At 57.8% G+C, this 24047-nt stretch carries 26 protein-coding genes; 8 read left to right on the forward strand and 18 right to left on the reverse strand.

Annotated elements, in window-relative coordinates:
- Positions 1-24 precede the first annotated feature (24 nt).
- Genes JNX03_RS16675 through JNX03_RS16685 form a run of 3 tightly spaced genes read right to left on the reverse strand, consistent with a single transcriptional unit; the run spans position 25 to position 2686 of the window.
- Complete coding sequence (locus JNX03_RS16675; protein WP_203210120.1) at positions 25-1350, reverse strand: TRAP transporter large permease; 1326 nt, start codon at positions 1348-1350, stop codon at positions 25-27.
- Positions 1350-1919 carry a TRAP transporter small permease subunit gene (locus JNX03_RS16680; protein WP_203210121.1) on the reverse strand — a complete coding sequence of 190 codons (570 nt, stop codon included), beginning with the start codon at positions 1917-1919 and terminating at the stop codon, positions 1350-1352. The genes JNX03_RS16675 and JNX03_RS16680 overlap by 1 nt, the downstream gene beginning before the upstream one ends.
- Positions 1907-2686: an N-formylglutamate amidohydrolase gene (locus JNX03_RS16685; RefSeq protein WP_203210122.1), complete on the reverse strand. Its 780-nt coding sequence runs from the start codon at positions 2684-2686 to the stop codon at positions 1907-1909. The genes JNX03_RS16680 and JNX03_RS16685 overlap by 13 nt, the downstream gene beginning before the upstream one ends.
- Before the next feature lie 118 nt (positions 2687-2804).
- Between JNX03_RS16685 and JNX03_RS16690 the strand changes: the two genes are divergently transcribed.
- The 4 genes from JNX03_RS16690 (at position 2805) to JNX03_RS16705 (ending at position 5721) form a co-directional block, all read left to right on the forward strand.
- Complete coding sequence (locus JNX03_RS16690) at positions 2805-3677, forward strand: MurR/RpiR family transcriptional regulator (protein ID WP_203210123.1); 873 nt, start codon at positions 2805-2807, stop codon at positions 3675-3677.
- Between the two features lie 82 nt (positions 3678-3759).
- Positions 3760-4440, forward strand: a complete 681-nt coding sequence (locus JNX03_RS16695) for a Crp/Fnr family transcriptional regulator (RefSeq protein ID WP_203210124.1) — start codon at positions 3760-3762, stop codon at positions 4438-4440.
- Between the two features lie 85 nt (positions 4441-4525).
- Entirely contained in the window at positions 4526-4738 is a 213-nt protein-coding gene (locus JNX03_RS16700; protein ID WP_203210125.1) for a YgaP family membrane protein, read from the forward strand.
- A gap of 101 nt (positions 4739-4839) precedes the next feature.
- Entirely contained in the window at positions 4840-5721 is an 882-nt protein-coding gene (locus tag JNX03_RS16705; protein ID WP_203210126.1) for an MBL fold metallo-hydrolase, read from the forward strand.
- Here JNX03_RS16705 and JNX03_RS16710 read toward each other — a convergent pair.
- From JNX03_RS16710 to JNX03_RS16755, 10 genes are all read right to left on the reverse strand, one after another.
- The gene (locus JNX03_RS16710) at positions 5718-7652 is read right to left on the reverse strand and encodes a beta-galactosidase (RefSeq protein WP_231024313.1); all 1935 of its coding nucleotides are present in this window, start codon (positions 7650-7652) and stop codon (positions 5718-5720) included. The two genes, JNX03_RS16705 and JNX03_RS16710, sit on opposite strands and share 4 nt — an antisense overlap.
- The gene (locus JNX03_RS16715) at positions 7649-8494 is read right to left on the reverse strand and encodes an SMP-30/gluconolactonase/LRE family protein (RefSeq protein WP_203212276.1); all 846 of its coding nucleotides are present in this window, start codon (positions 8492-8494) and stop codon (positions 7649-7651) included. The genes JNX03_RS16710 and JNX03_RS16715 overlap by 4 nt, the downstream gene beginning before the upstream one ends.
- Entirely contained in the window at positions 8491-9096 is a 606-nt protein-coding gene (locus JNX03_RS16720) for a 2-dehydro-3-deoxy-6-phosphogalactonate aldolase (RefSeq protein ID WP_203210127.1), read from the reverse strand. Before JNX03_RS16720 ends, JNX03_RS16715 begins: the two co-directional genes overlap by 4 nt.
- Complete coding sequence (locus JNX03_RS16725) at positions 9093-9989, reverse strand: 2-dehydro-3-deoxygalactonokinase (protein WP_203210128.1); 897 nt, start codon at positions 9987-9989, stop codon at positions 9093-9095. Before JNX03_RS16725 ends, JNX03_RS16720 begins: the two co-directional genes overlap by 4 nt.
- Before the next feature lie 4 nt (positions 9990-9993).
- Positions 9994-10761 carry an SDR family NAD(P)-dependent oxidoreductase gene (locus JNX03_RS16730; RefSeq protein WP_203210129.1) on the reverse strand — a complete coding sequence of 256 codons (768 nt, stop codon included), beginning with the start codon at positions 10759-10761 and terminating at the stop codon, positions 9994-9996.
- A complete protein-coding gene (locus tag JNX03_RS16735) occupies positions 10761-12473 on the reverse strand; it encodes an IlvD/Edd family dehydratase (RefSeq protein WP_203210130.1) in 1713 nt (570 codons plus the stop codon). Before JNX03_RS16735 ends, JNX03_RS16730 begins: the two co-directional genes overlap by 1 nt.
- Positions 12470-14554, reverse strand: coding sequence for an alpha-galactosidase (locus JNX03_RS16740; RefSeq protein WP_203212277.1), 2085 nt, complete (start codon positions 14552-14554; stop codon positions 12470-12472). The genes JNX03_RS16735 and JNX03_RS16740 overlap by 4 nt, the downstream gene beginning before the upstream one ends.
- Complete coding sequence (locus JNX03_RS16745) at positions 14551-15399, reverse strand: carbohydrate ABC transporter permease (protein ID WP_203210131.1); 849 nt, start codon at positions 15397-15399, stop codon at positions 14551-14553. Before JNX03_RS16745 ends, JNX03_RS16740 begins: the two co-directional genes overlap by 4 nt.
- 1 nt (position 15400) lies before the next feature.
- Entirely contained in the window at positions 15401-16288 is an 888-nt protein-coding gene (locus JNX03_RS16750) for a carbohydrate ABC transporter permease (RefSeq protein ID WP_203210132.1), read from the reverse strand.
- A gap of 78 nt (positions 16289-16366) precedes the next feature.
- A complete protein-coding gene (locus JNX03_RS16755) occupies positions 16367-17605 on the reverse strand; it encodes an ABC transporter substrate-binding protein (protein ID WP_203210133.1) in 1239 nt (412 codons plus the stop codon).
- Between the two features lie 154 nt (positions 17606-17759).
- Here JNX03_RS16755 and JNX03_RS16760 point away from each other — a divergent pair, with 154 nt between their 5' ends.
- Both JNX03_RS16760 and JNX03_RS16765 read left to right on the forward strand, forming a co-directional pair.
- Entirely contained in the window at positions 17760-18539 is a 780-nt protein-coding gene (locus JNX03_RS16760) for an IclR family transcriptional regulator (RefSeq protein ID WP_280526485.1), read from the forward strand.
- Positions 18540-18560: 21 nt separating this feature from the next.
- On the forward strand, positions 18561-19622 hold the full coding sequence (locus JNX03_RS16765; RefSeq protein WP_203210135.1) for an ABC transporter ATP-binding protein: 1062 nt from the start codon (positions 18561-18563) through the stop codon (positions 19620-19622).
- 2 nt (positions 19623-19624) lie between these two features.
- Here the strand turns inward: JNX03_RS16765 and JNX03_RS16770 are convergent, their stop codons facing one another.
- Both JNX03_RS16770 and JNX03_RS16775 read right to left on the reverse strand, forming a co-directional pair.
- On the reverse strand, positions 19625-20863 hold the full coding sequence (locus JNX03_RS16770) for a DUF2254 domain-containing protein (RefSeq protein ID WP_203210136.1): 1239 nt from the start codon (positions 20861-20863) through the stop codon (positions 19625-19627).
- A 103-nt stretch (positions 20864-20966) separates the two neighbouring features.
- Positions 20967-21695 (reverse strand): Crp/Fnr family transcriptional regulator, encoded by a 729-nt coding sequence (locus tag JNX03_RS16775; RefSeq protein ID WP_203210137.1) that lies wholly within the window; start codon positions 21693-21695, stop codon positions 20967-20969.
- Between the two features lie 81 nt (positions 21696-21776).
- Here JNX03_RS16775 and JNX03_RS16780 point away from each other — a divergent pair, with 81 nt between their 5' ends.
- Positions 21777-22133, forward strand: a complete 357-nt coding sequence (locus JNX03_RS16780; RefSeq protein ID WP_203210138.1) for a hypothetical protein — start codon at positions 21777-21779, stop codon at positions 22131-22133.
- Here the strand turns inward: JNX03_RS16780 and JNX03_RS16785 are convergent.
- Together JNX03_RS16785 and JNX03_RS16790 are read right to left on the reverse strand one after the other, a co-directional pair.
- Complete coding sequence (locus JNX03_RS16785; protein WP_203210139.1) at positions 22117-22458, reverse strand: phage holin family protein; 342 nt, start codon at positions 22456-22458, stop codon at positions 22117-22119. The two genes, JNX03_RS16780 and JNX03_RS16785, sit on opposite strands and share 17 nt — an antisense overlap.
- A gap of 1 nt (position 22459) precedes the next feature.
- On the reverse strand, positions 22460-22789 hold the full coding sequence (locus JNX03_RS16790) for a DUF883 family protein (RefSeq protein ID WP_203210140.1): 330 nt from the start codon (positions 22787-22789) through the stop codon (positions 22460-22462).
- A gap of 174 nt (positions 22790-22963) precedes the next feature.
- Between JNX03_RS16790 and JNX03_RS16795 the strand changes: the two genes are divergently transcribed.
- Positions 22964-23134, forward strand: a complete 171-nt coding sequence (locus tag JNX03_RS16795) for a DUF1328 domain-containing protein (RefSeq protein ID WP_203210141.1) — start codon at positions 22964-22966, stop codon at positions 23132-23134.
- A gap of 87 nt (positions 23135-23221) precedes the next feature.
- Here JNX03_RS16795 and JNX03_RS16800 read toward each other — a convergent pair whose 3' ends face one another.
- Positions 23222-24034 carry a response regulator gene (locus JNX03_RS16800; protein WP_203210142.1) on the reverse strand — a complete coding sequence of 271 codons (813 nt, stop codon included), beginning with the start codon at positions 24032-24034 and terminating at the stop codon, positions 23222-23224.
- Positions 24035-24047: the final 13 nt, after the last annotated feature.

The raw sequence follows: 24047 nt of genomic DNA on the forward strand, positions 1-24047 counted from the left end.
CCGGTTGGCCCGGCTTCTTTATTGTCAGTTTCCGTAGACAACCTCCGGCAGCCATGTGGCCAATCCGGGGAAGATCATCACGAGGGTCAGGGCCAGCACCATCACCAGCACAAAGGGAGTGATGGACCCGTAGATATCGCGCAGCGAAATTTCGGGCGGTGCCATGGCGCGCATCAAAAACAGGTTATAGCCAAAGGGCGGCGTCATATAGGCGATCTGAGTGGTGATCGTATACAGGATGCCGTACCAGATCAGATCAAACCCAAGCGCCCCCACCAGCGGCACATAAAGCGGCGCAACGATCACCAGCATCGCCGTGTCATCCAGAAATGTGCCCATCAGGATAAAGCTGAGTTGCATCAGGATCAGGATCATCCACGGGCTGAGGTTGAGCTGTTCGGTAAAGAGGCTCTCAATCGCTTTGACTGCGCCGAGGCCGTCAAACACCGCGCCAAAGGCCAGCGCAGCAAGGATGATCCACATGAACATACAGGTGATGCCCAGCGTGTTGCGCACGGAGTTCTCAAAGACCTCGCGCGTCATGCGGCCCTTGATCACCGCGGCAAAAAAGGCCGCCAGTGCGCCAATGGCAGAGCTTTCCACCAGCGAGGTCCAGCCATTCACGAAAGGCACCATCATCACCGCAAAGATGATGATCGGCAACAGACCGGCGCGCAGAAGGCGCAGTTTCTCATCGCGGGGCATGTCGCGGTCTTCTGCGGACAGAACCGGACCGAGAGAAGGATTCATCCGGCAGCGGATGGCGATATAGGCGATAAACATCGAAGCCATCATCAGCCCCGGCACCACACCGGCCAGCCACAACTGCCCCACAGGTTGCCGCGCAATCATTGCATACAGCACCAGCACAACTGAAGGCGGCACCAGAATACCAAGGGACGATCCGGCCTGAATGACCCCCGTCACCATGCGCTTGTCATAACCTCGCTTCAAGAGTTCTGGCAGGGCGATGGTGGCTCCGATGGCCATACCCGCCACGCTCAGCCCGTTCATCGCAGAGATCAGAACCATCAATCCGATTGTGCCAATCGCCAGCCCACCACGAAGGCCGCCCATCCAGACATGAAACATCTTGTAGAGGTCATCGGCGATCTTTGATTCCGACAGGACATAGCCCATGAAAATGAACATCGGCAGGGTCAAAAGCGGATACCATTTCATCAGCTTCATCGCGGCGGCAAAGCCGATGTCATAACCGCCCTTGTCCCCCCAAAGCAGCAGCGCTGCGACAACAGCGATAAACCCGATGGCACCGAACACCCTCTGACCGGTCAACAGCATCAGCATCATGGTTGAGAACATCAACGTGGCGATCAACTCGTAAGGCATTATACTTCTTCACCTTTCAGGCGCAGCACGTCTTTGCAGAATTCGGAAAGGCATTGCAGAATCATCAGTGTGAACCCGATGATCATCACCAGTTTGATGGGCCACATATACGGCCGCCAGACAGAGGAAGACCGCTCAAGGCGGCCGACCTCTTCGCTGCCGGTGATCACACCAAACAGGTAGGAAATCGGCTCTGTCTTCCAATAGCCCAGTGAATAGGCAGTGGAACTGATGGCGCCGTAGAGCAGCACCAGAAGGTAGAAGATCAACAGCAACACGGTGAACAGATCCACCCACGCTTTGCGGCGCGTAGACCAGCCACCATAAAGCAGATCCATCCGCACATTCGATCCCAGTTGCAACGAATAGGGACCGCCAAGGATGTAGTAGCCAACCATCACGAATTGCGCCATTTCCAGCGTCCAAAGCGAGGGCAGAAAGAATGTCTTGCTGACCGAGGACCAGAGCAGGATGCCCATCAAGACAAAGATGCCGTACATGGCAATCCGGCCAATGCGATAATTCACCGCGTCCACCGCAGTGATATAGCCACGCATCACGCCACGCATGTCACGGCCCCTTTTGCCTGGGTCAGTTTATAGGCGCTTGAGAGCCATCCGGCGATCATATCGGCCATGGCTATCTGGCGCTCTGGCGTGTCGATCAGATCATTGCGGATTTCCAGCATCACGTTCATATGCCCGTTGGCGATACCGTGCTCTTTCAAAGTATGGGTCACGCCATGCTCGGGGCCGTAGGGCGCATTGCGCTGCACCACCGCATCCGTGTGATCCGCTGCATTTTGCAGCATCGCATCGGCAAGCCGCGTGTCGCTGTCATGCAGCACGCCAATTTCTACCGCGCGGGTCTTGCCGTGATAGACCGGAGTGAAACTGTGAATGGTGACGATCACGGGCTCGGCCACTTGTGCCGCGGTCTTGGCCACGGCATCGCGGAAGGGCAGGTAATAGGCGGCTGTCCGCGCATCGCGCTGGGACTGCGACAGGTTTTGGTTGCCCGGAATGTCGAAAATCTCGCTTTTGGGCGGCATCGCATCCGGCGCTTCGGGCGGGCGGTTGCAGTCATAGACAAGGCGCGTCACACAGCTGGCCACCAGCACCGCGTCCAGCCGTTCGGCCAACCGCCGTGCCACCGGCATCGCGCCGGGATCCCAGGCCGCGTGACTGGTCAAAGCGTCTCCAGAAAGGCCAAGATTCTGAAAATGATCAGGAATATAATGCGAGGCATGTTCGCAGACCAACACAACAGAAGAGCCAGCTGCGGGGTTAACCACTTGCACAACTTCTGTCTGTTCTTGATTCTGTGTGTCTGTCATCACGCCTCCATAGCGGCCAACCTGAGCGGCGACGGGGCGGTCTGTCAACAAAATTTTGAAAAATATATCACAACAAAGTTTCATTTGTTATATTATCAATCAAAAGGGGAGGGCCACCATGTCTGAGGCACCACTGACAATTTCAGATCGCATTCAGGAAAAGCTGGATGATCTGACCCGCGCCGAGCGGCAGTTGGCCCATTCCATCCTCGAAAACTACCCTGCTTCCGGCCTTGGCCCGCTGACGGCGCTGGCCAAGGATGCCAATGTATCGGTGCCCACAGTGGCGCGGATGGTGCAAAAGCTGGGGTTCAAAGGGTATCCCGATTTTCAGTCCGAACTGCGCGAGGAACTCAAGGCCAAAGCCAAAGACCCGATTGAGAAACACGACACATGGGCCGAAAACGCCCCGTCCGGACATATGCTCAACCGGTTTACCGAGGCGGTGATCGACAACATTCGCCACACCCTTGGCCAGATTGATCCCAAAGGTTTTGATGAGGCCTGCAAACTGGTCGCTGATGACCAGCGGCACCTCTATATCGTCGGCGGGCGTATCACCCATACGCTGGCGGAATATCTGTTTTTGCACATGCAGGTGATCCGCCCCAAGATCACCCATATTCAATCGACCTCAAACACATGGCCGCACTACCTTCTGGATGTAAAAGAGGGCGATGTTTTTGTAATCTACGACGTGCGCCGATATGAAAACAACACGCTGAAGCTGGCGGAAATGGCCCATGCGCAGGGTGCCAAAATCATCCTCTTTACCGATCAATGGCGTTCACCCGTGCATCAACTGGCCCAGATCAGCCTGTCCAGCCGGATTGTCGTGCCGTCTGCTTGGGACAGTGCGGTAACGACGATGCTTTTGACCGAAACGATGATCTCCGCAGTTCAGAACCTCAGTTGGGGCGATACCAAAGAACGCATGGAAGAGTTGGAAGAAATATTCGACCAAACCAGATTGTTCCGCAAATTTACCTGACTTGCATGGGCAAGTTGCCCCATGGCGCGGCGCGGTCGGCGGTGGCAAGATAGGGCAGAGCAAAGCAAGGAAAGCAGGATCAATGGCGCAAACAGATCTGACCATCGATTGGGTCGAACGCTTTGCCGGACTGGCGCGGCTGGAACCGGAGATCAAACAGATCCTCCTGACCCGCAGTGCGATCGTTGACGTGCCCAAGGATACGATGATTTTTGGCCCGGACAGGTCACCGGAGAACATGCTGTTTCTTCTGGACGGCACGGTGAGGGTGCAACAAGTGTCCGAAACCGGCCATGAGATTGTGCTGTATCGCATTCACGCCGGGGAAAGCTGCGTGCTGACCACCGCCTGCTTACTGGCCTATGAGGATTACGCGGCTGAAGGCATCTCAGAAACCGCCGTGAAGGCAGCCGCCGTGCCCCGCGATGTTTTTGATGATCTGGTCGCCGGATCCAAGTCGTTTCGCGATTTTGTCTTTGCGGCTTTTTCCAAGCGGATCACCGATCTGTTTCGCATGATTGACGAGGTCGCCTTTCAACGGCTGGATGTGCGGTTGGCTGACCGGTTGATTGATCTGTCCGAAGGCGCTGACACGATATCGACGACCCACCAGAAGCTCTCGGTCGAGTTGGGCACAGCCCGCGAAGTGATTTCGCGGCAATTGCAAGAATACCAGCGCCGCGGCTGGATCGCACAGGGGCGAGGCAGCATCACCATGACCAACCGCGCCGCACTGGAACAACTGGCCGGGCACGTGGGTTAATCTCTTGCAAAGTTGGTGACATTGTCACCGTTGCAGGCGGGGCGATCTGGTAAGATGTGCCAACGCTTGTAAAAGGAGAGATGAGATGACTGCCAATGTAGGTTCAATCGACCGTGTACTTCGTGTTGTTTTGGGACTGATTTTGATTGCCCTGCCGTTTGTGTCGAATATGGCCCTGTTTGCCAGTGGCACCGCGACCGTAATCGCCGTGGTGGTTGGGCTGGTGCTGATCGCTACATCTGCGATGCGGTTTTGCCCACTTTACCGGATCTTCGGCATCCGGACCTGCAAAATCTGATTTGCCTCGCTTTCGGCAAACCCCTTGAGCGCTTTGTCGTGCTGCGTTTACTCTGAACGCGGCACGTATGCTTTTCACCTCGAGAAACCAAGGATTACCCCATGACCTATCCCGTTGATCTGTCGGTAAAGCCGGATGTCTCAGCCCATTTCGATGAGGCTACAAATACGATCACCTATATCGTCAAAGACCCCAGCAGCAATCACTGCGCGATCATCGACAGTGTAATGGATATTAACTACGCCGCAGGGCGGATCACATACGACCACGCTGATGCGCTGATCAAGGAGATCACGGATCGCGGGCTGACGCTGGATTGGATCATCGAGACCCATGTACACGCCGACCATCTGAGCGCCGCGCCCTATCTGCAGGAAAAACTGGGCGGCAGGATCGGTGTGGGGGAAAAGATTCTTGTGGTGCAGGACACCTTTGGCAAGATCTTTAACGAAGGCACCGAGTTTCAGCGCGATGGATCGCAATTTGACGCGTTATTCAAGGACGGCGACACCTATACCGTTGGCAACATGCAAGGCTTTGCCATGTACACGCCGGGCCATACGCCCGCCTGCATGGTACATGTGATGGGCAATGCGGCCTTTGCCGGGGATACGTTGTTTATGCCCGACGGCGGTTCGGCCCGCGCCGATTTCCCCGGCGGTGATGCAGGGCAGCTTTATGACAGCATTCAAAAGGTGTTGTCGTTGCCCGACGAGATGCGGCTGTTCATGTGTCACGACTACGGCCCCAACGGCCGCGCGATCATGTGGGAAACAACCGTGGCCGAACAGAAGGCCGACAACATTCATGTTGGCGGCGGCAAGACCCGTGAAGAGTTCATCAAGTTCCGCACAGAGCGTGACAAACAGCTCGACGTGCCCAAGCTGATTATCCCGTCCTTGCAGGTAAATATGCGCGCAGGCGAGGTGCCCACCGACAAAGACGGCAATCCAATGTTAAAGGTGCCGGTGAACGGGCTTTAGTCCGGCAAGTTCTCTCGCAAGACCGAAAGGGGCGGCAGGTGCCGCCCTTGAACGTCTGCGGCGTGCAGGTCGTAGTTGAACCAGAACCGTTCCTTTCCTGTGTCGCGTATGCGCACCGCATCTGGCAGGTCCAATGTCTCCAGTCCCGAATTGGCACAGGCGGCAGCCAGAACCCGTTTCAATGCTGTCTGATCCAGCCACGCACCGACATAGCGCAGATGCCCGGAGGCGCAGACCACGGCACTGCCATCCTCACTGCGCTCCAGCACCTCTGCACGGCCTTCCAATTCTTCGCAATACCCGATGATCGCGCCGCCCCCTTCCAATGGTCTGGGCATGTCCGCGCGAAGGCTTTCCACCCGCGCGACGGTGACATCCAACCCCGCAATTGCAGGCGGCATCGGCAGGGGAATGCACATATCCGCATCCCGCGCCCCGCTGCGCGGCCCCAAAACAACCTGCGCCTGCGTCTTTGTCAGCGCCACCTTCAGCGGCTCTGGCATATGCATGAGCCCGGGTGCAACAATGAGCTTGTAAACCGTGAAATCGGGTGTGTTGGGCGGCAGAATGTCCACCGAAAGCCCCAACCGCCGCAGCGCCTTGTAGGTGTCAAACACAAGCCCAAAATAACTGAGCCCCGCGCCATGGGGTTGCACCGACCAAGCGGCATCGGCGTCATAGTCAAAGATCAGGGCAACCGGAGCCTGCGCGGCGGAAACATCCGGCGCATCGGCAATCTCGGCAGCGACCTTGCGGGCCTCATCCAGGCCCGGCGCATCGGCGCTGTCGATCCTGAGCAGACCGCTGTGCATCTGTTCCTGCGCAAAGGGTGCCTGCCGCCAACGGAAGTAACACACCGCCTCGGCCCCGTGGGCAAAGGCTTCCCATGACCAAAGCCGGACCATGCCGGGTGCGGGCGCGGGGTTGGACGGGGCCCAGTTCACCGGACCGGGTTGTTGTTCCATCACCCACCAGCGGCCCTTGCCAACGGCACGATAAAGATCGTGGTGAAAGGCCTGAAAATCCGGATCACCCTGCCGGGCAAAGCGGCGTTGATGGTCCGCATCCGCGCCAACGCGGTCTTCGAGAAAGCCCAGCGGGTAACTGTCCCAACTGGCAAAATCCAGATCTTCGCCAACCTGGAAATGGTCAAAATCGGTGATCCGGCCCATGTAGTTATGGGTGATAGGTGCATCCGAATGGGCCCGAATGTTCTCAACCTGCGCGCGGTTGAATGCCACAACCTGATCCGAGGCAAAACGGCGGAAGGCCAGCGCATGGGCGGGGTTCGGTTCCGTCACCGTAAGGTTGGGCAGCTCGATCTGGTCAAAATCATCGTATTCCATCGACCAGAACACATTGCCCCACGCGGCATTTAACGCCGCAATATCCCCGTCATTTCCAGCGCCGGGATAGCGGGCGCGCAACCATCCGCGAAAGGCGTCGCGGGCCGCAACGCTGTAGGAGATGGTGGTGTCGTGGCAGCCATATTCATTATCGGTCTGCCATGCCGCCACATGCGGGTTCCGGCCATAGCGTTCGGCCAATGCGGTGACGATGCGGCTGCATTCGGCAAGATAACCCACATGGGAAAAGCAATAGTGCCGCCGCGATCCAAATCCGCGCGGGCGACCTTCGGCATCGCGGGCCAGCATATCGGGATGTTTGTCCACAAGCCAACGCGGCGGTGTCGCGGTGGGCGTGCCCAGCACGACCTTGAGGCCTGCCGCGCCCAAAATCTCAATCGCGCGATCAAGCCAGCCAAAGGTGTATTCACCCGGCGCCGCCTCCAGCCGAGACCATGCAAATTCACCGATGCGCACCCAGGTCAGCCCGGCCTCGGCCATCCGGCGGGCATCCTCGGTCCAGATCTCTTCGGGCCAGTGTTCGGGGTAATAGCAGGTGCCGAGGCTGCGTTTCAGATCGGTCATAGAATAACCTGATGTTCGCGCTGTCCGGTCACATCAGTCTGGAGCACGAAAGTCTGTCCGCCCTGTGTCTCATCCAGATGCACCGCCGCCGACGTTGCATAAAGCGTGGTCAGATCCGGCCCGCCAAAGGAGGGGCAGGTCATCTGGGATGCAGGATAATCAATGGCCGATAGGGACCGCCCCTGCGGATCATAGCGGGCAATTTGACCGGCACCCCAGAGCGCGACCCAGATGCACCCCTTACTGTCCACCACCGCGCCATCAGGATTCAAACCCTCTTCGCGCAAATCGATAAACACCACTGGATCGCTTTCGGGCCAACCATCCGGCCCAAGGGGTTGGCGCATGACCTGCCGGCTATGGGTGTCGGTGAAATAGGCGCAGGTTCCGTCCGGGGCGAAACAAATGGCGTTGGACACGGAAATATCGCCGTAAAGCTTGCGCAGCTCACCCTTGTAGAAACGATAGATCGAACCCGCGCCTTTCTCGGCGGATTTGCCCATTGTCCCGATCCAGAAGCCGCCGAAAGGGTCGGCACGGCCATCGTTGGACCGTGTGACCGTGTTGTCCACCTCCAGCCCGATCACCCATTCGCTTTCGCCGGTGTTCAGGTCAAAGGTTGACAGGCTTGTCTCCGATGCGACGAGCAGGCGGTTTTCATCGACCCAACCGGCAGCAGAGACATGTTCGTCAAATTGCCATTCGAGAGTTTCCTCACCAATCCGGCTCATCAACCGTTTGCGCAGGATATCGAACCAAAAGAACTGACCGCGCAGCGGATGCCAAAGCGGCCCTTCACCAAGAACACATATGCGATCATCAAAAACCTCAGGAGCGGTCATGTCCATGCCTCATCAAAAGCTGCGGTGATGGCCTGCGCCTTTGCGCCGACCTCTGCTGCGGTCAGGCCTGGGGTGAAAACGCCGGTCCCGATGCCAAAACCTGTAACCCCTGCCGCCCGCCACTCGGCAAAGTTGTCCGGCCCCACACCGCCGACCGCAAAAGTCTGCGTGCCTTTGGGCAGCACCGCTGAGATCGCCTTGAGACCCGCAGTGCCAACCAGAAAGGACGGAAAGAATTTCAACCCGTCAGCCCCGTGACGCAGGGCGGCAAAGCACTCGCTCGGGCTCATCACGCCGGGAAAGGACAACATGCCTGCGGCCTTGGTGGCCTTGATGACGTCGCTGTTGCAATCGGGAGATACGATCAATTTGCCACCACAATCCGCAACATCGGTCACGTTCTTGGGGGTCAGCACTGTGCCCGCTCCGATCAGCGCGTGATCGCCAAACGCCTTTGCCAAGGCTTCGATGCTGCGCAGGGGATCGGGTGAGTTCAAGGGCACTTCGATCCGGTCGATGCCCGCATCGATCAGCGCCGTGCCGATGGGCACAGCCTCATCCGGGGTGACACCGCGCAGGATGGCAATGATGGGGCGGCTCATGACGAGGTCTCCTTGAGGGATTGATACGCGGCAGACAGCCCGGCAAGGGTCATTTCGTCCGCGTTGGTGTGTTCAGGTTGCAAGCCTTGCGCGGCCAGCGCTTCGGCATATCGGGCGCAAAGGGCGGAATCACCGATCAGGGCAATCCTCTGGCCCAGCCAATAGGGCTTTGTCGCCGCCAGTTCGAGCCCGATCAATAAGCCAGAAAGTCGGGCGCGGGCGCTGTCTGGTGCGGGCGGGTGCAGCAAACTTTCTGCACGGATCTGAAACAGCTTGGCCGCGATGGCCTGCGGCCGCGACATCGCATCTGAAAGCGCTTCGGCAAAGGCGGCATCATCCCAACCTGTGCCGATGGAATGGCGCAGAACAGATTGCCCAGACAACAGCGCAAACAACTCTCCGGTCATGGCGGTTTGAAAGCTGACGATCTCGCCGGCGCTGATGTGTGCCCATTTGGTGTGGGTGCCGGGCAGGCACAGCACGCCGTCATAGTCCGGTGTCTGCGCCAGAAAGCCGGCGATCTGGGTTTCTTCGCCGCGCATCACATCGGCAGGCCTGTCCTGAGACACACCGGGCAGAATATGCATATCGAGCCGCGCATCAGCCACCGTTGGCCGGGTGGCATTGCCGATCCCCGGCGGCGCACATGGCACCTTGGCATAGGGCGCCTCGGCCCAGCCCTGACGCGCACCGACCATGCCGCAAGCGATCACCGGCACAGGCCCTTCAAGGTAAGGGCCAACCAGATCCAGCAGGGCCGCTTCAAATTGATCGGGTGCCAGCCCGCCCATGCCCTTGTCAGATCGCAAAAGCCGGGGCGCATCCGCTCCCATCAGCCAGACCCGCAGAGCAGAAGTGCCCCAATCGACGGCAATCCATTCAACCGCGTTCATTTTGTTATCCTGTCACCACTGTTCCGCCGTCAACAACCATCATCTGTCCGGTCATCATCCGCGAGGTTTTGGAAGACAAAAACAACACCGCGTCAACGATGTCCTGCGGGAGCAACTCTTCCTTGAGGCATTGCCGCTCAAGATGCGCAGCCAGCGCCTCTGGCGTGACCCAAAGATCGCGTTGTTTGTCGGTCATGACCCAGCCGGGGGCCAAGGCGTTGACGCGAATCTTGTCGGGGCCAAATTCGCGGGCAAGGCTGCGGCTCATGCCGTTGATGCCTGCGTTTGCCGTTGTGTAGGACGGGTAACCCGCGTTGCCCATCATGTAACTGATTGAGGAAAAGTTGACGATGGCACCGCCGCCCGCCGCCCGCATGCCTGCGATCACTGCCTGACAGGCAAAAAAATAGGCCTTCAGGTTGATCGCCTGCGACCAGTCCCAAAACTCTTCGGTGACGTCCTCGGTGTCGTGGCGTTTGTCATTGGCGGCGTTGTTCACCAAAACCGTCACCGCGCCGTGGGCTTCGGCGGCGGTTGAAATGGCCGATTGCAGGGCGCTGACATCGGTGATGTCGCAAGGGATGAAAAGCGGCCGCACCCCGTGTTTGTCCTGCATGTCATCGCAAAACCCGCTGGCATCCGAACGCTGGACAAAGGCGACCTTGGCGCCCTGTTCGATAAACCCTTCGGTGATCGCGGCACCAATGCCCGCGCCGCCGCCGGTGATAAAAACGGAAGTATCTTTGAGATCGTGAAACGTGGCTGTGGGCATCAATGGCTCTCTCTTGTGACGGGACGGGTGTCTTTGCCGACGAGGAAATCAAGGTCTGCGCCCTGATCGGCCTGCAGGACATGATCAACATACATTTTTGCATATCCGCGCGTATAATGCGCAGGATCGGGGGCCCATGCGGCGCGGCGTGTCTCCAGTTCGGTCTCATCGACCAACAGCTCAAGTGATCCTTCGCTGGCAGACAGGCGGATGCGGTCACCGGTTTTGACCAGAGCCAATGTGCCACCCGCCTGCGCCTCGGGCGAGATGTGCAAAACCACGGTGCCATAGGCGGTGCCGGACATGCGGGCGTCCGACAGTCGGACCATGTCGCGCACGCCCTCTTTGACCAGACGGGCCGGGATCGGCATATTGCCCACTTCCGGCATGCCCGGATATCCCTTTGGCCCGCAGCCTTTGAGCACAAGGATCGTGTCCTTGGTCACGGGCAAATCTTCGCGGTCGATGTTGGCTTTGAAGTCCTCGATGCTCTCGAAAACGTAAGCTTCGGCCTCATGTTCCAGCAAGCTTTCGGTCGCGGCGGAGGGTTTGATGATCGCCCCCTGCGGCGCCAGATTGCCGCGCAGCACCCGCAGACCTGCGGCTGGTTTGAGCGGGTTGGACATCGGGCGGATCACATCCTCGTTCCAGCATTCCGCACCATCCGCATAGACCCCGATATCGCCGCCAAGGACCGTCCGGGCCGGTCGCAGCATCTCGCCCAATTCCTTGAGCACAACGGGCATCCCGCCCGCATAGCAGAAATCCTCCATCAGGTACTGCCCCGATGGCATACAATTGACGAGCAGGGGCACATCACTGCCCAGTTCAAAATCATTCAAACTCAAGTCGATGCCGACCCGTCCCGCAATCGCCAGAAGATGCACCACGGCATTGGTCGATCCGCCCACGGCAGCATTAGCAAGGATCGCATTTTCAAAGCTTTCGCGGCTGACCACATCAGAGAGCTTCAGTTCCTCTTCGACCATCTCGACGATGCGTTTTCCGGTCATATGCGCCAGCGCCATCCGGCGGCTGTCGACGGCCGGCAGCGCGGCATTGGTCGGCAGTGACAGGCCCATCGCCTCAACCACGGACGCCATGGTAGAGGCGGTCCCCATGGTCATGCAGACCCCCTTGGACCGGCTCATCCCGCTTTCTGCGGCCATGAAATCCTGCAATGTCATCTCGCCCGCGCGCACCGCTTCGGAGAATTTCCAGACATCCGTGCCAGAGCCGATGTCCTTGCCCTGCCACTTGCCGTTCAGCATCGGGCCGGAGCTGACCACGATCGTCGGCAAATCGACCGACGCGGCGCCCATCAACTGCCCCGGCGTGGTCTTGTCACACCCGCCAAGCAGAACAACACCGTCAATCCCATAGGCCCGGATGGACTCCTCGACATCCATCGCCAGCAAATTGCGAAACAGCATTGCGGTGGGTTTCATCTGGGTCTCGCCCAGCGACATCACCGGGAACTCAACGGGAAAGCCGCCCGCCTCCCAGACGCCGCGTTTTACCCCTTCGGCCAAATCACGCAGGCCGGAATTGCAAGGCGTGAGTTCGGACCATGTGTTGCAAATGCCAATGACCGGACGACCATCAAAGACGTGATCCGGAAACCCCTGATTTTTCATCCAGCTGCGGTGAATAAACCCGTCCCGATCGGCCTTGCCATACCACGCCCGGTTTCTGCGTTTGTTATCTGTCATAGCCGTTTTCCTTCGATCACCCACATCCGGTCCGGAAAAGACCACGGCAGGGTAAGACCGTTGTTCATCAAATAGGCACCTGAAAGCGTGACCGGCCCGTTGCGCAGCGCCGGTGCCCCGCGCGACAGCCGCTCGCGATCATCGCGGTTGCGCAGATTGATCTCGTATGCGGCGTTTGCGTCCAATCCGGTCAGGCGCAGGGGGCGCGGCACAATCTGGCTGGGCGCGGCCGCAAGTCCGGCAAATGCCACGAAACGGCTGCCATCCTCGGCCATCTGCTGCTCTGCGATCATTGCCGCATCGCCTGTATCAAGGCGCAGGATATCTGCCCGCGCCATCCAATCGCGATTGGCCTTCCACCAGCCCGTGACATCGCGCAGGACATCGGCCTCACTATCGGTCAATTCGCGCGGGTCCATTTCGAACCCCATGTGCCGCTGCGCCGCGACCCAAGCGCGGAACCTTATGTCATGTTTGCGCCCCGATGTGTGGCAAAGAAGCGGGCCGACATGGCTGCCGGTGACGACCATCGGCAGGAACAGCGCTGCGTTGTGCTGGATCTTGAGGCGTTCATGGGCATCATTGCTGTCGGACAGCCAGACCCGTTGCGTGCGCTCCAGAATGCCAAAATCAATCCTCCCGCCGCCCGAGGCGCAGCTTTCAATCTCGACCTCGGGGTGGGCCGCGCCCAGCCGGTCCAGCAGGGCATAGGTGCCACGGGTCTGCGCCGCGTCGGGGGCGGGCAAAACCCGGTTGTGATCCCATTTTATATAATCGATGGGATGGGCGGACAGCAGGGCAGAAATCCGGTCAAACAGAAAGTCGCGCACCGCGTCTTGCGCCATATCAAGTACCAGTTGCTGCCGGCCGGTGATCTGATCTTCGGGGCCGAGCACCCAATCGGGATGGGCGCGATAGGTTTCGCTGTCGGTGTTGATCATTTCAGGCTCAAACCAAAGGCCGAATGTCATGCCCAGACCCTGCACATGGTCGATCAGCGGGCCCAATCCATCGGGGTATTTGCGGGCGTCCACCGTCCAATCGCCAAGCGATGTGGTGTCGTCATCGCGTTTGCCGAACCACCCGTCATCCAGCACAAACCGCTCTGCGCCCAGATCTGCCGCACGGGCGGCGATGTCTTTGAGGTCCGACAATTTGTGGTCGAAATAGATCGCCTCCCAGCAGTTGTAATGCACAGGGCGGGGGCGGGCCGGATCGGGAAAGCGCACAATCGCGTCACGCAGATGACGTTGAAAGGCGGTCGCGCAGCCATTGATCCCTTGGGCCGAGAACGTTGCATATAGCGGGGCAGTGGCAAATTCTGTTGCGGGTTCCAATTCGGTGGCTGAGGCATTGCCGAACTGCACCAGTCTGCGGCCATCGGGCAATTCTTCGGCCACCATCCGGTGCCCGCCGGACCAGCCGTAATGCAGAGCGTATGCTTGGCCTTGGGTATTGGTCGCGCCAAGGCAGGGTAGGATCAAACCGGGAAAATGTTCATGCCCGCTGCGGCCCGTGCGGCTTTCGCGCATGCGGATGCCAGCGGACCACGGGCTGTGCACCATCTGAAATTCACCGCACCAGCGACCCGCGAAATCAATCATCTCATCGGCCAATTGCGGCGCGGGCAGCACAGGTGCCGCTAACCATTCAAGGCGGACGGGCTGATCAGAGGTCAGCGCTGCCTGGGCCGTGATCATGTGCGTGTCGGCGTTGATCGTGAAGCGCGCAGTATAGGTGAGCCCCAGCGTGATATCTTTGTACACCAAGGTCAGCGCATCCGCAGTTTGCTGCGCATCCTCAAGCCTCAAGTCGGGATGGATCGCCGCCCCATCGGCACGGCGCAGCGACAGACCGGCCTGTCCGGGAAAGCTGCGTCCGGCGTCGGGACAGATCGACAGGGCGGGCGCCTGATCCAGCATACCGCCAGTCACATCCTGCCTTCCCGCTGCAAAAAGTGTTTCGAGGTTCTCACCCTCGGGCAGGGGCGAACCCCAATAGATCACTTCGGCCAAACGCCCATCGGCGCAGCCCAGAACAAGGGACTGCCGTCCATCGTCCAATCGCCAGCTTTGGATCATTTCACGGCCCCAAGGGTCAGACCGGCGATAAAGTGTTTTTGCATTAGGAAGAACATCAAGACAGGTGGCATTGCCGCCACGATAGATCCCGCAGACACCAGATGCCATGCCGCAACCCATTGCCCGTTGAGCGAATATAGACCCGCGGTGATCGGTTGTGTGTCCGCCCCTTGGGTCAGAACGGTTGCCCAGAAATAATCATTCCAGATGAACGTAAAGATCAGCACTGAAAGCGCGGCAATCGCGGGCTTCATCAGGGGCATGACAACATACCAGAAAATCTTGATCTCGCTCACGCCTTCAACCCGCGCGGCCTCAATCAGTGCAAAAGGCATCGCCTTGATGAAGTTGCGCATGAACAATGTGCAAAACCCGGTTTGAAAGGCGATATGAAACAGTGCCAGCCCCATCGTTGTGTTGTAGATCCCAAGGTTCAGCGACAAATCGCGCACCGGCACCATCAGGATTTGAAAGGGTACAAAATTGCCTGCGACAAACATGAAAAACAAGGGCAGGTTGGATTTGAACCGGTACACGCCAAGGGCAAAACCGGTCATGCACGACAGGGCCACCGCGCCGATCACGGTCGGGATTGTCACCTTGAAACTGTTCAGGATGTATTTGCCAATCGGCGTGTTTTCAAAGATCGCCGTGTAATTCTCAAGCAGGTTAAAGGAGGTCGGCCAGCCCCAGTAATTACCCGCCGTGATGTCCCCAGCGGATCGGATCGAGGTCAGCGCCACCGCCAGAAGCGGCAGCAGCCAAACGATCAGGGCAATCGGCAAGGCGATCTTGTACAGTGTCTGACTGGCGGTTGAGGTCTTTTCAATGGGTGTCGGAAACATCTCAAAGCCCCCTTTCGTCGCGGTACATTTTGACAAGGAAGGCGGTGATATAAACCATCATGATCAGGAATAGCACCACGGCAATCGCCGCGCCGTACCCCATGCGGAACCCATATTCCGAGAAGGCTTGCTCATACATGTAAAAGGCCAGAACCCGCGACGATCCCCACGGCCCGCCATCGGTCATGATCGAGATCAGATCAAAGGATCGTAGCGCCCCGATCACGGTGACAACCATGGCAATAAAGGTCGCAGGTTTCAGCTGCGGCAAGACGACATACCACAGCATCTTGAACCCCTTTGCATTGTCCAAACGCGCAGCTTCGATCTGCTCGGGATCAACAGCGTTGAGGCCCGTGAGATACAGGATCATACAATAGGCCGTCTGCGGCCAGAGACCGGCAGCGATAATGCCGTAGGTGACCCAGTCCTCATCTGCCAGCACCGCGATGGGGTCAAACCCAACCGCCTGAAGCGCGATGTTCAATAGGCCAAAGTTGGGGTCGTAAAACCATGAGAAGACAAGGCCAACAACAACCTGCGAAATCACGAATGGAAAAAAGAACAAAGACTTGTAAATCCGGATGCCGCGGACCGTCTGGTTCAGGAACAAGGCCACAAACAGACCCGCCGGGATCGCCAGCATGTAAAGCACCAGCCAGATCACGTTGTTCTTGAGAGAGGTATAGAACGCGTCGTCGTCCATCAGCTCTACATAGTTGGAGAGGCCGACGTATTCTTTCTCGCCCAGCCCGTCCCAGGCATAAAGCGAGATGCTCATGGACTGAAAAATCGGGATGATGACGTAAATCGCGAACATCGCAATGCCCGGCGCGAGAAACAGCCAGGGTGCCAAACGCTGCTGGTTCTTTTTCCAGTAGGTTTTCATGTCATCCTCCCCCAGGGTCGCAAATGGTACCTGTGCCGCCGCCCGTTGAGGCGGCGGCACGTAGTTTAGATGGCAGCCTTATTTGTAGACCCGGCCCCGAACTTTTTCGAGACGCTCAAGGATCGCGTCCAGCCGCTCTGGCTTGACCATGAACTCCTGAAAGCCTTCCATGCCCGCTTTGGCCATCTCGGCTGGCGCGTCGCGGTCAAAGAACTGTGCGATGCCGCCCGTGGTAGAGCTGAGCATCTTGTAACCGGCCTGCAGGAACTTGTCGTCGCCCACAGAGGAGTCCGCGTTGATCGGCAGCTGGCCCAGCGTGTCGTTGATCTGGGTCTGCACATCGGCGCGGGCCAGATACGCGAGGAATTTCTTGGCGTCCTCTTTGTTCTTGGCATTGGCTGGGATGTGGATCGTGTCGGTTGGCGCCTCTTCGGCCAGCGGCACATCGGGGTTGATCACGGGGAACTGGAAGAACCCGATTTGGTCATCCGTCAGGCCCGCTTCGCGCAGGGGCGCAACGGCAAAGTTACCCATGATATACATCGCGGCATCGCCCTGAACCATTGGCGCCAAGGCTTCCTGCCAGGAATAGGCGGCGTGGTTTTCAAGGAAGAAGTCAGCGTCGATCAGCTCTTTCCAGTTGGCCATTGTGGCGCGGACGCGGTCATCGGTCCAAGCCACTTCACCCTTGGTCAGTGCCATGTGGAAGTCATAGCCGTTGGTGCGCAGGTTCAGATAGTCGAACACGCCGCCAGCGGTCCAAAGGTACTTGGTGCCGATGGTGATCGGTGTGATGCCCGCCGCGTTCAGGGTTGCGCCTGCCGCCTTGAATTCATCCCAGTTGGTGGGCACGGCGATGTTGTTCGCCTCAAACAGGTCTTTGCGATAGTAAACGCCCCACTGGTAATAGGTGTAAGGCACGCCCCAGATCTTGCCATCGATTGTCATCGACCCTTTGGCGGAGGCAAGGCTTTCGTTCAAACCGTGTTCGGCCCAAACGTCATCAACAGGCTCAAACAGACCCGCGTTGACGTATGGCAGCATCCGGTTGCCCGCATACCAGTTCGCCAGATCGGGCGCGTCGGCGGTCAGGAAGTTGCGGATCGAAGTTTTGTAGCCCTCGTGATCAAACAAGTTCCAGGTCACTTTGATGTCCGGATTTTCGGCTTCAAAACCTGCGATCAACGCCTCGAAAGCGGCCTTTGGCGCGGGGTCCGATGTATCGGTGTTGATCACCAACTCACCGGCAAAAAGCGATGAGGCAAGCAAAGTCGAAGTTGCCACAGCGGCGGCAAGAGTTTTGGTGCGATGGAACATGGTTTCCTCCCTAAGGTCCCAGGTTTTTCCCTGTTGACGGATGGTTTCAAATAATGAAACCTTAATCTCAACTATTGAAAACACTGCGCTGATCAGCTATCCATGTCAACAGTTTCATAAGGTCGCGCCCTATGAAGCGGGAGGGGATTATTACGTGAACAAGCCGGTGCAAAACGACGGAACAGTCGGAAAAGCTTTGGAAATACTGGATATGGTGGCAGAGATTGGCCGCCCTGTTCGGTTCTCTGAACTGCTGGCGCAAAGCGTTCATCCCAAGGCGACGCTCTATCGGTTCCTGCAAACGCTGACGAATCAACACATGCTGTCATATGACCCCGAAGACGGGACATATTCACTTGGCCTGCGTCTGATGCGGCTGGCCCATACGGCATGGAAGAACGCCTCGCTTGCCCCCATCGCGCGGCCTTTTGTCGAAGAGCTGGCGGCGCTGGCGGGTGAAACAGTTCACCTTGCGCAGATCGACAACGGTCAGGTTTTGTTCGTTGATAAGCTGGAGGCGACAGACCGTTTCGAAACCCTCGCCGAAGCGGGTAAGGTTGCGCCCGCCTATTGCACGGGTGTGGGCAAGGCGATGCTTGCCTTTATGGCTCCAAAAAGGTTGCAACTGGCGCTGCAGCAACAGGCCTATTTCCAATATACCCCCGCCACCCATTGCACCGCCGAAAGCCTCGCGATCGAGCTTGAGGCGATCCGCGAGGCGGGCATTGCCTTTGACCGACAGGAACACGAACAGGGCATCATCTCAATTGCGGCGCCGATATTGACCACGAATGGCCGTGTCATTGGGGCGCTGTCGATTGCCACATCCACCACACGTCATACGCTTGAAGGGTTGGACGCATTCCGTGCGCCACTTTTGCAAGCTGCTGAAAACATCGGGGCCGAGGCAACGTCCTGGCAATTCCCGTCCTAACAACCGCGAAGGAATACTGAAATGTCCGGTGTTACACTTTCCAAGGCCGTCAAAAAATACGGTGATGTTCAGGTGATCCATGGCGTCGATCTTGAGATCAACGAAGGCGAGTTCTGCGTCTTTGTCGGCCCCTCGGGCTGCGGCAAATCCACCTTGCTGCGGATGATCGCAGGGCTGGAGGAAACTACGGGCGGCCAGATCCATATCGGCGGGCGCGACGTGACCCATGATGATCCCTCGGACAGGGGCATCGCGATGGTGTTCCAGACCTATGCGCTTTACCCGCATATGACGGTGAAAGAGAATATGGGCTTTGGCCTCAAAATGAACAACGTGCCCAAAGCCGAGATTGAAAAGAAAGTCGCCGAGGCGAGCCGCATTTTGCAACTGGACGATTACCTGGACCGCAAGCCGAAGGCTCTGTCCGGTGGACAACGCCAGCGCGTTGCCATCGGCCGCGCCATTGTGCGCGGGCCGGAGGTGTTTTTGTTCGACGAACCTCTGTCCAATCTCGATGCCGAGTTGCGCGTTGATATGCGCGTGGAGATCAGTCGCCTGCACAACAAGATCGGCGCGACGATGATTTATGTCACCCATGATCAGGTCGAAGCCATGACCCTTGCCGACAAGATCGTCGTGCTCAGGGCCGGGCGCATCGAACAGGTCGGCAGCCCGATGGAGCTGTATCAGAACCCGGACAACAAATTTGTCGCGGGGTTCATCGGATCGCCCAGCATGAATTTTGTGACCGGTGTGGTGGAGGGCGGCAAGGTGCGCATTCCGGCGCTAAATGATGCCGTGATCGCCGCATCGGTGGCCTTGCCAGCAGAGGGCAGCGACATCACCGTGGGCCTGCGCCCGCAGGACTTGACGATCAAGCCGGCGAGTTCCCCGATCACGGTGGATATTTCAGAACAATTGGGCGGGGTGGCCTATGACTATCTCAACACCCCAACTTCAGAGCGGATCGTGGTCGAGACCAAGGGCGATGAATTGATCCGGTCAGGCACTGCAGTTGAAGTGGTCCTTGCGCCCGGCACCGCATATTTCTTTGACGCCAAAACCGAGGCGCGGCTGCGTTAAGATCAGATTGCCGGATCTACCCGATCCATAAAGGCACGGAAGCTGTCCAGATGGTCGGGATGTTCCAGCTGGCTGGGCAATTGCGCAAAGATCACCCGCATATGACGGGCGCAAAGCGGGTCGGCATGGATATATTTCCACGGCACTCCAAAACTTGCCTCCAGAAGATCGCCAAATTCCAGTGCTTTGGTTTTCACGGGACCATCTTGCGCAGGGCGCAAGCCACCCTCGTGGTTGGCCGCGACCACACAGGCCGAATGCAACCAGTTGAGGCAATTGATAGCGGTGAACGGATCATTGACCCCCGGTGACATGGCGCGGGCAATCATCTCGACCAGTTGATCAACAATGAACATCAGGTTTTGACTTTCCGTCGGACTATGGCCAAGCGCGAAACAGGAGGTCAGTTCCTCCTTCCTTTCGTCTGGTACGTCTGGCCCCCAGATCCGCAGAACCACGGTGTCTTCCGTGACAAATTCGCCCACGGGCAAGGGAACATCGATGAACAGGTCATGATCCTGCGCCAGATCACGCAGTTGTTCCTTGTTCATGGTTTGAATGTAGCCGGATTGCCCCAGGGTGACGGTTATGGCGGGATCACCGGTGGGTTGCTGCGAGGTCCCGGCGGGATCACGATCTGACTGGGCATCAATCAGCGCCTTGATATCCCTGACCAGGCGTTTGCCCAGTCCGGCGGTGATATTGGACACATTGATTGTCTCAGGGATGTGGTGGACAAAATAGACAACCGTGAAGACCGACACGAAGGTCAGCCCAAGCGCGATGAGAATCGACAGATAAGGGACAAAAAGAGCGGTGGACAGATCTGCATCGGCGCCTGTCGGGCTTTGGATCGCGCGGGTGATAAGCAAGGCGTAAACGAAGGTGGCAACCAGAATGCCAAGGCTCCATTGGTTGCCCCGATCGCGCATGAAATTGCCAATCAGCCGTGGCCCGAAATTGCCTGAGGCAAAGGATACAGCCACAATCGTCATGGAGAACATCACCCCGGCAACCCCGAACACAGATTGCGAGATGATCGACATCAAAGACCGCGCACCGTCCACTTGGGTGTCGCGCAAACCTTTGGGCAAATCGAATGGTAACAGATCGGGATGCTGGTCAAGGTACAGGGTGCCTTGCGCCAGAACGGCGGCAAGGCAAACCAATGAGCCCGGCAAGAACCAATAGCTGGCGCGGACATCCTGGATCAGCTTGGCGACAAGGGCGCGTTTGCTCATGTGAGGCCGCTACGGTGAATATATTCGGGCGCTATCATGGGGTCTTTCATATCTCAGCCTGAGCGAATTAACGCACGACTTGCCTTCGGGGTTCCATGGAATGTCACAAAATCGGCCGCGCGGGCAGCTTTTCGGTGTCAGTTTCGGCAATGCGTGCCAGCTCTTCGAGGTTGTTGATCTGCAACTCGCCGTCTGACCATGATGACAATTGCCGGTCACGCAGGACCGCCAGCGTCTTATTGGTGTGCACAAGCGAAAGCCCCAGTGCATCGGCCAGATCCTGTTGCCGGAACGGCAAAGGCATCACACCGTTGCGTACCAATCCCAATGCCTGTCCCCGTTGGAACACCCGCACCTTTGCCCAAGCGATGGCTTGAATGGCGCTGCGCTGCCCGACGGAAGACAGCGCCTCGCCCAGGAAATGTTCCTCGCTGGCCGCAAGCCATGTCAGATCAAACGCGCGTTCGGGGTGGGATTTAAACAGGTTCCAAATGCCTGATCGATCAAACACACAAAGGGTCATTTGCGTTGTCGCCTCAACGGAATGACCCATTTCGCCCATGATGCCCGCCTGCATCCCGATAAAATCACCCGGAAACACAAAGCTCAGCACTTGCCGGCGGCCATTTGGCAATGTGTTGTACCGAAGTCCCATGCCGCTGAGAGCTGTGAAAAGCTGTGGACTGTTGGACCCCTCCATCAAGATTGGCGTGCCGGGATCTACGACGAGCTCGCCCACCTTGAATTTCTGCATAAAGCGAACTTCTTCTGCCGAGAGGTCTTGAAATAGAGGTTTTTGACGTAGTGGGCAATTTTCGCATTTTTGGGCCATTTAATGTCTGCTCCTATGTCATAGTTTAATGCGGTGTGTTTCCGTGGCGCTATATTGGTGTTTCACTTTGGGGAAACGCACATGCGAAGAAAAGTAGTCATCGTTTTGGATGACGTCGTCGTGGCGTTGGACCTTGCACAAACGTTGCAGGATTTGGACCCCGCGGCGCATATTGTCACCTACCGGTCTGCGGAGGACGCAAAAGAGGCGGCGAAAGGTCAGGACAAGGCGTCCTTGATCATTTGGCAACCCTTGTCAGAAACGCCTGAGGAAAACAGCGCCGTCCTGGTCCAATGTGACCTTGCGGAGCGCAGTATTCTGCTGAGCGATTCAGCCGAAACAGTGTATGACGCCGCGGCCAATGTCGTGGTCCTGCCGCGACCTTTTTCAGCGGATATGGTTAAGAACGCAGTTTCTCGGGTCAGCGCCGATCACTAGAGGCGCCTGCCTGCAGACCAAATAAGAATGCCTGCAGTAACGGCGGCGCGTCGGACGAGGCTGGCGCTGGCGTCGCCTCCGGCTCTGGCGCGGTGTCCTGATGTGGTTCATCCGATCCGGCCAATCCGATCAAGAGCAACCCGATGCCCGCGTAGGCCGCGCCGATGACCGACGCCGCAATCAACGTGCCATAGGCAGTCGCCAGAAAAATCCAGCTGGCACCGGTCAGAAAACCAGCGCCTACAAGGACGCACAGGGCGCCCGCACTGACCATACCGGCCTTGCGAGCGGCCCGTGCCGCGGAATGTTTGACCTTGCTCAGCATCTTAGCGGCGTGTGCTCATCAAGCCGACAAGAAATCCAACGCCAGCCGCGATACCAAGTGCGGTGGCAGGTTGCGATTTCACAAAATCATTGGCCTGACCGTGCACGTCGCGGGCGTGGCTGCCCAGCAGATCTGCGGTCTCAATGCCTTTTTGGCGGGCCGCTTCGACTTGTTGCGCGGCTGCGTCGGCAAGCTGCGCTTTCTTGGCTTTGCCCATGTCGGACATTGTGCTGGTCAGATCGCTCAAATCCTTGCGCAGGATTTCGATCTGATTGGTCAGGTCTTCAACAGAAACGTCTTTTGCGGAACCGTTGGTGCTGGCACGTGCCATGATATCACTCCTTGATTTTTGTTCGTGTGTCTCTGTCCACACAACAGATGGCTGCGCGAAAAGTTCCATAAAACATTGGCCAAGATTCTTTGGAACTTGTCCAAGGGGTAGTCCGTTGTTGTCTCAGATCAGCGTCACATCGAGACGCACCAACATTAACGAAAGGACCATGACATGCTTTCTTGGGCAGTTATCTTTTTTGTGGTCGCCATCATCGCGGCCATCTTTGGGTTTGGCGGTATCGCAACTGCATCGGCAGGTATCGCACAGATCCTCTTCTTGATCTTTTTGGCACTTTTTGCCGCCACGTTGATCGCGCGCGCTGTCAAAGGACGGTCCGGATAAATCCGGCACCTGCTGCGACAGCCACCACCCAACGAAAAACCCCGCCTGAAGTGCAGGCGGGGTTTTCTTTTTGGATGCGCGTTCAAATCAACGTTTGAGTGTTTCGGTTGAGGCAAAGAACATCGCCTGGCTCACCGCAGATTGCACCTGATCTTCCTTGTACGGTTTGGCGATCAAGAACGCAGGTTCGGGGCGGTCCCCTGTCAGAAGCCGCTCTGGGAAGGCCGTGATGAAGATCACCGGAGTGTCCCCCAATTCCGTCAGCAAATCATTGACCGCATCAATGCCGGACGAATTATCGGCCAGCTGAATATCAGCAAGGATGAGATCAGGCTTATCGCCTTTGCCCTTGGCAACGGCATCTGCGCGGGTCCGGCCCACGCCAGTGACCGTATGGCCAAGATCACTGACAATCGCACTGAGATCGGCGGCGATGATCGGTTCGTCCTCAATGATCAGGATGCGGCCAGAGACGCTGTTTTCCATGTCCGAACGCGCGGTCGAGATCAGATGCTGCGCCTCGTCCTCGCTGACAGACATGATTGCGGCGACTTGACCTATGGTGAATTCCTCAACGGTGGACAGCAACAATGCCTCGCGTGTGTTTGGCGCAAGGGACGCCAGATGTGCTTGGGCCCTGCCAAGCGCACCGGCACTGTCTTCGACCACCGGCGCGCCGGAACTGGACCAAATTGCGTGAAAACATTTGAACAGGCCAACCTTGGTTGTCATGTCGCCTTGAATAATGGAACGATCTTCCAGAATCGCCTCCAACGTGGCGATTGCGTAATTGTCCCCACTGGTCTGAGACCCGGTCAGTGCCCGCGCATAGCGGCGGAGGTACGGAAGTTCCCGTGCGATCTGATCAGAAAGGTCCACAGTGTCTTGTGTATCCGACATTCTTTTTTGCCTT

Origin of the sequence: Sulfitobacter mediterraneus (assembly GCF_016801775.1) — a bacterium.
GTDB lineage: Bacteria > Pseudomonadota > Alphaproteobacteria > Rhodobacterales > Rhodobacteraceae > Sulfitobacter > Sulfitobacter mediterraneus_A.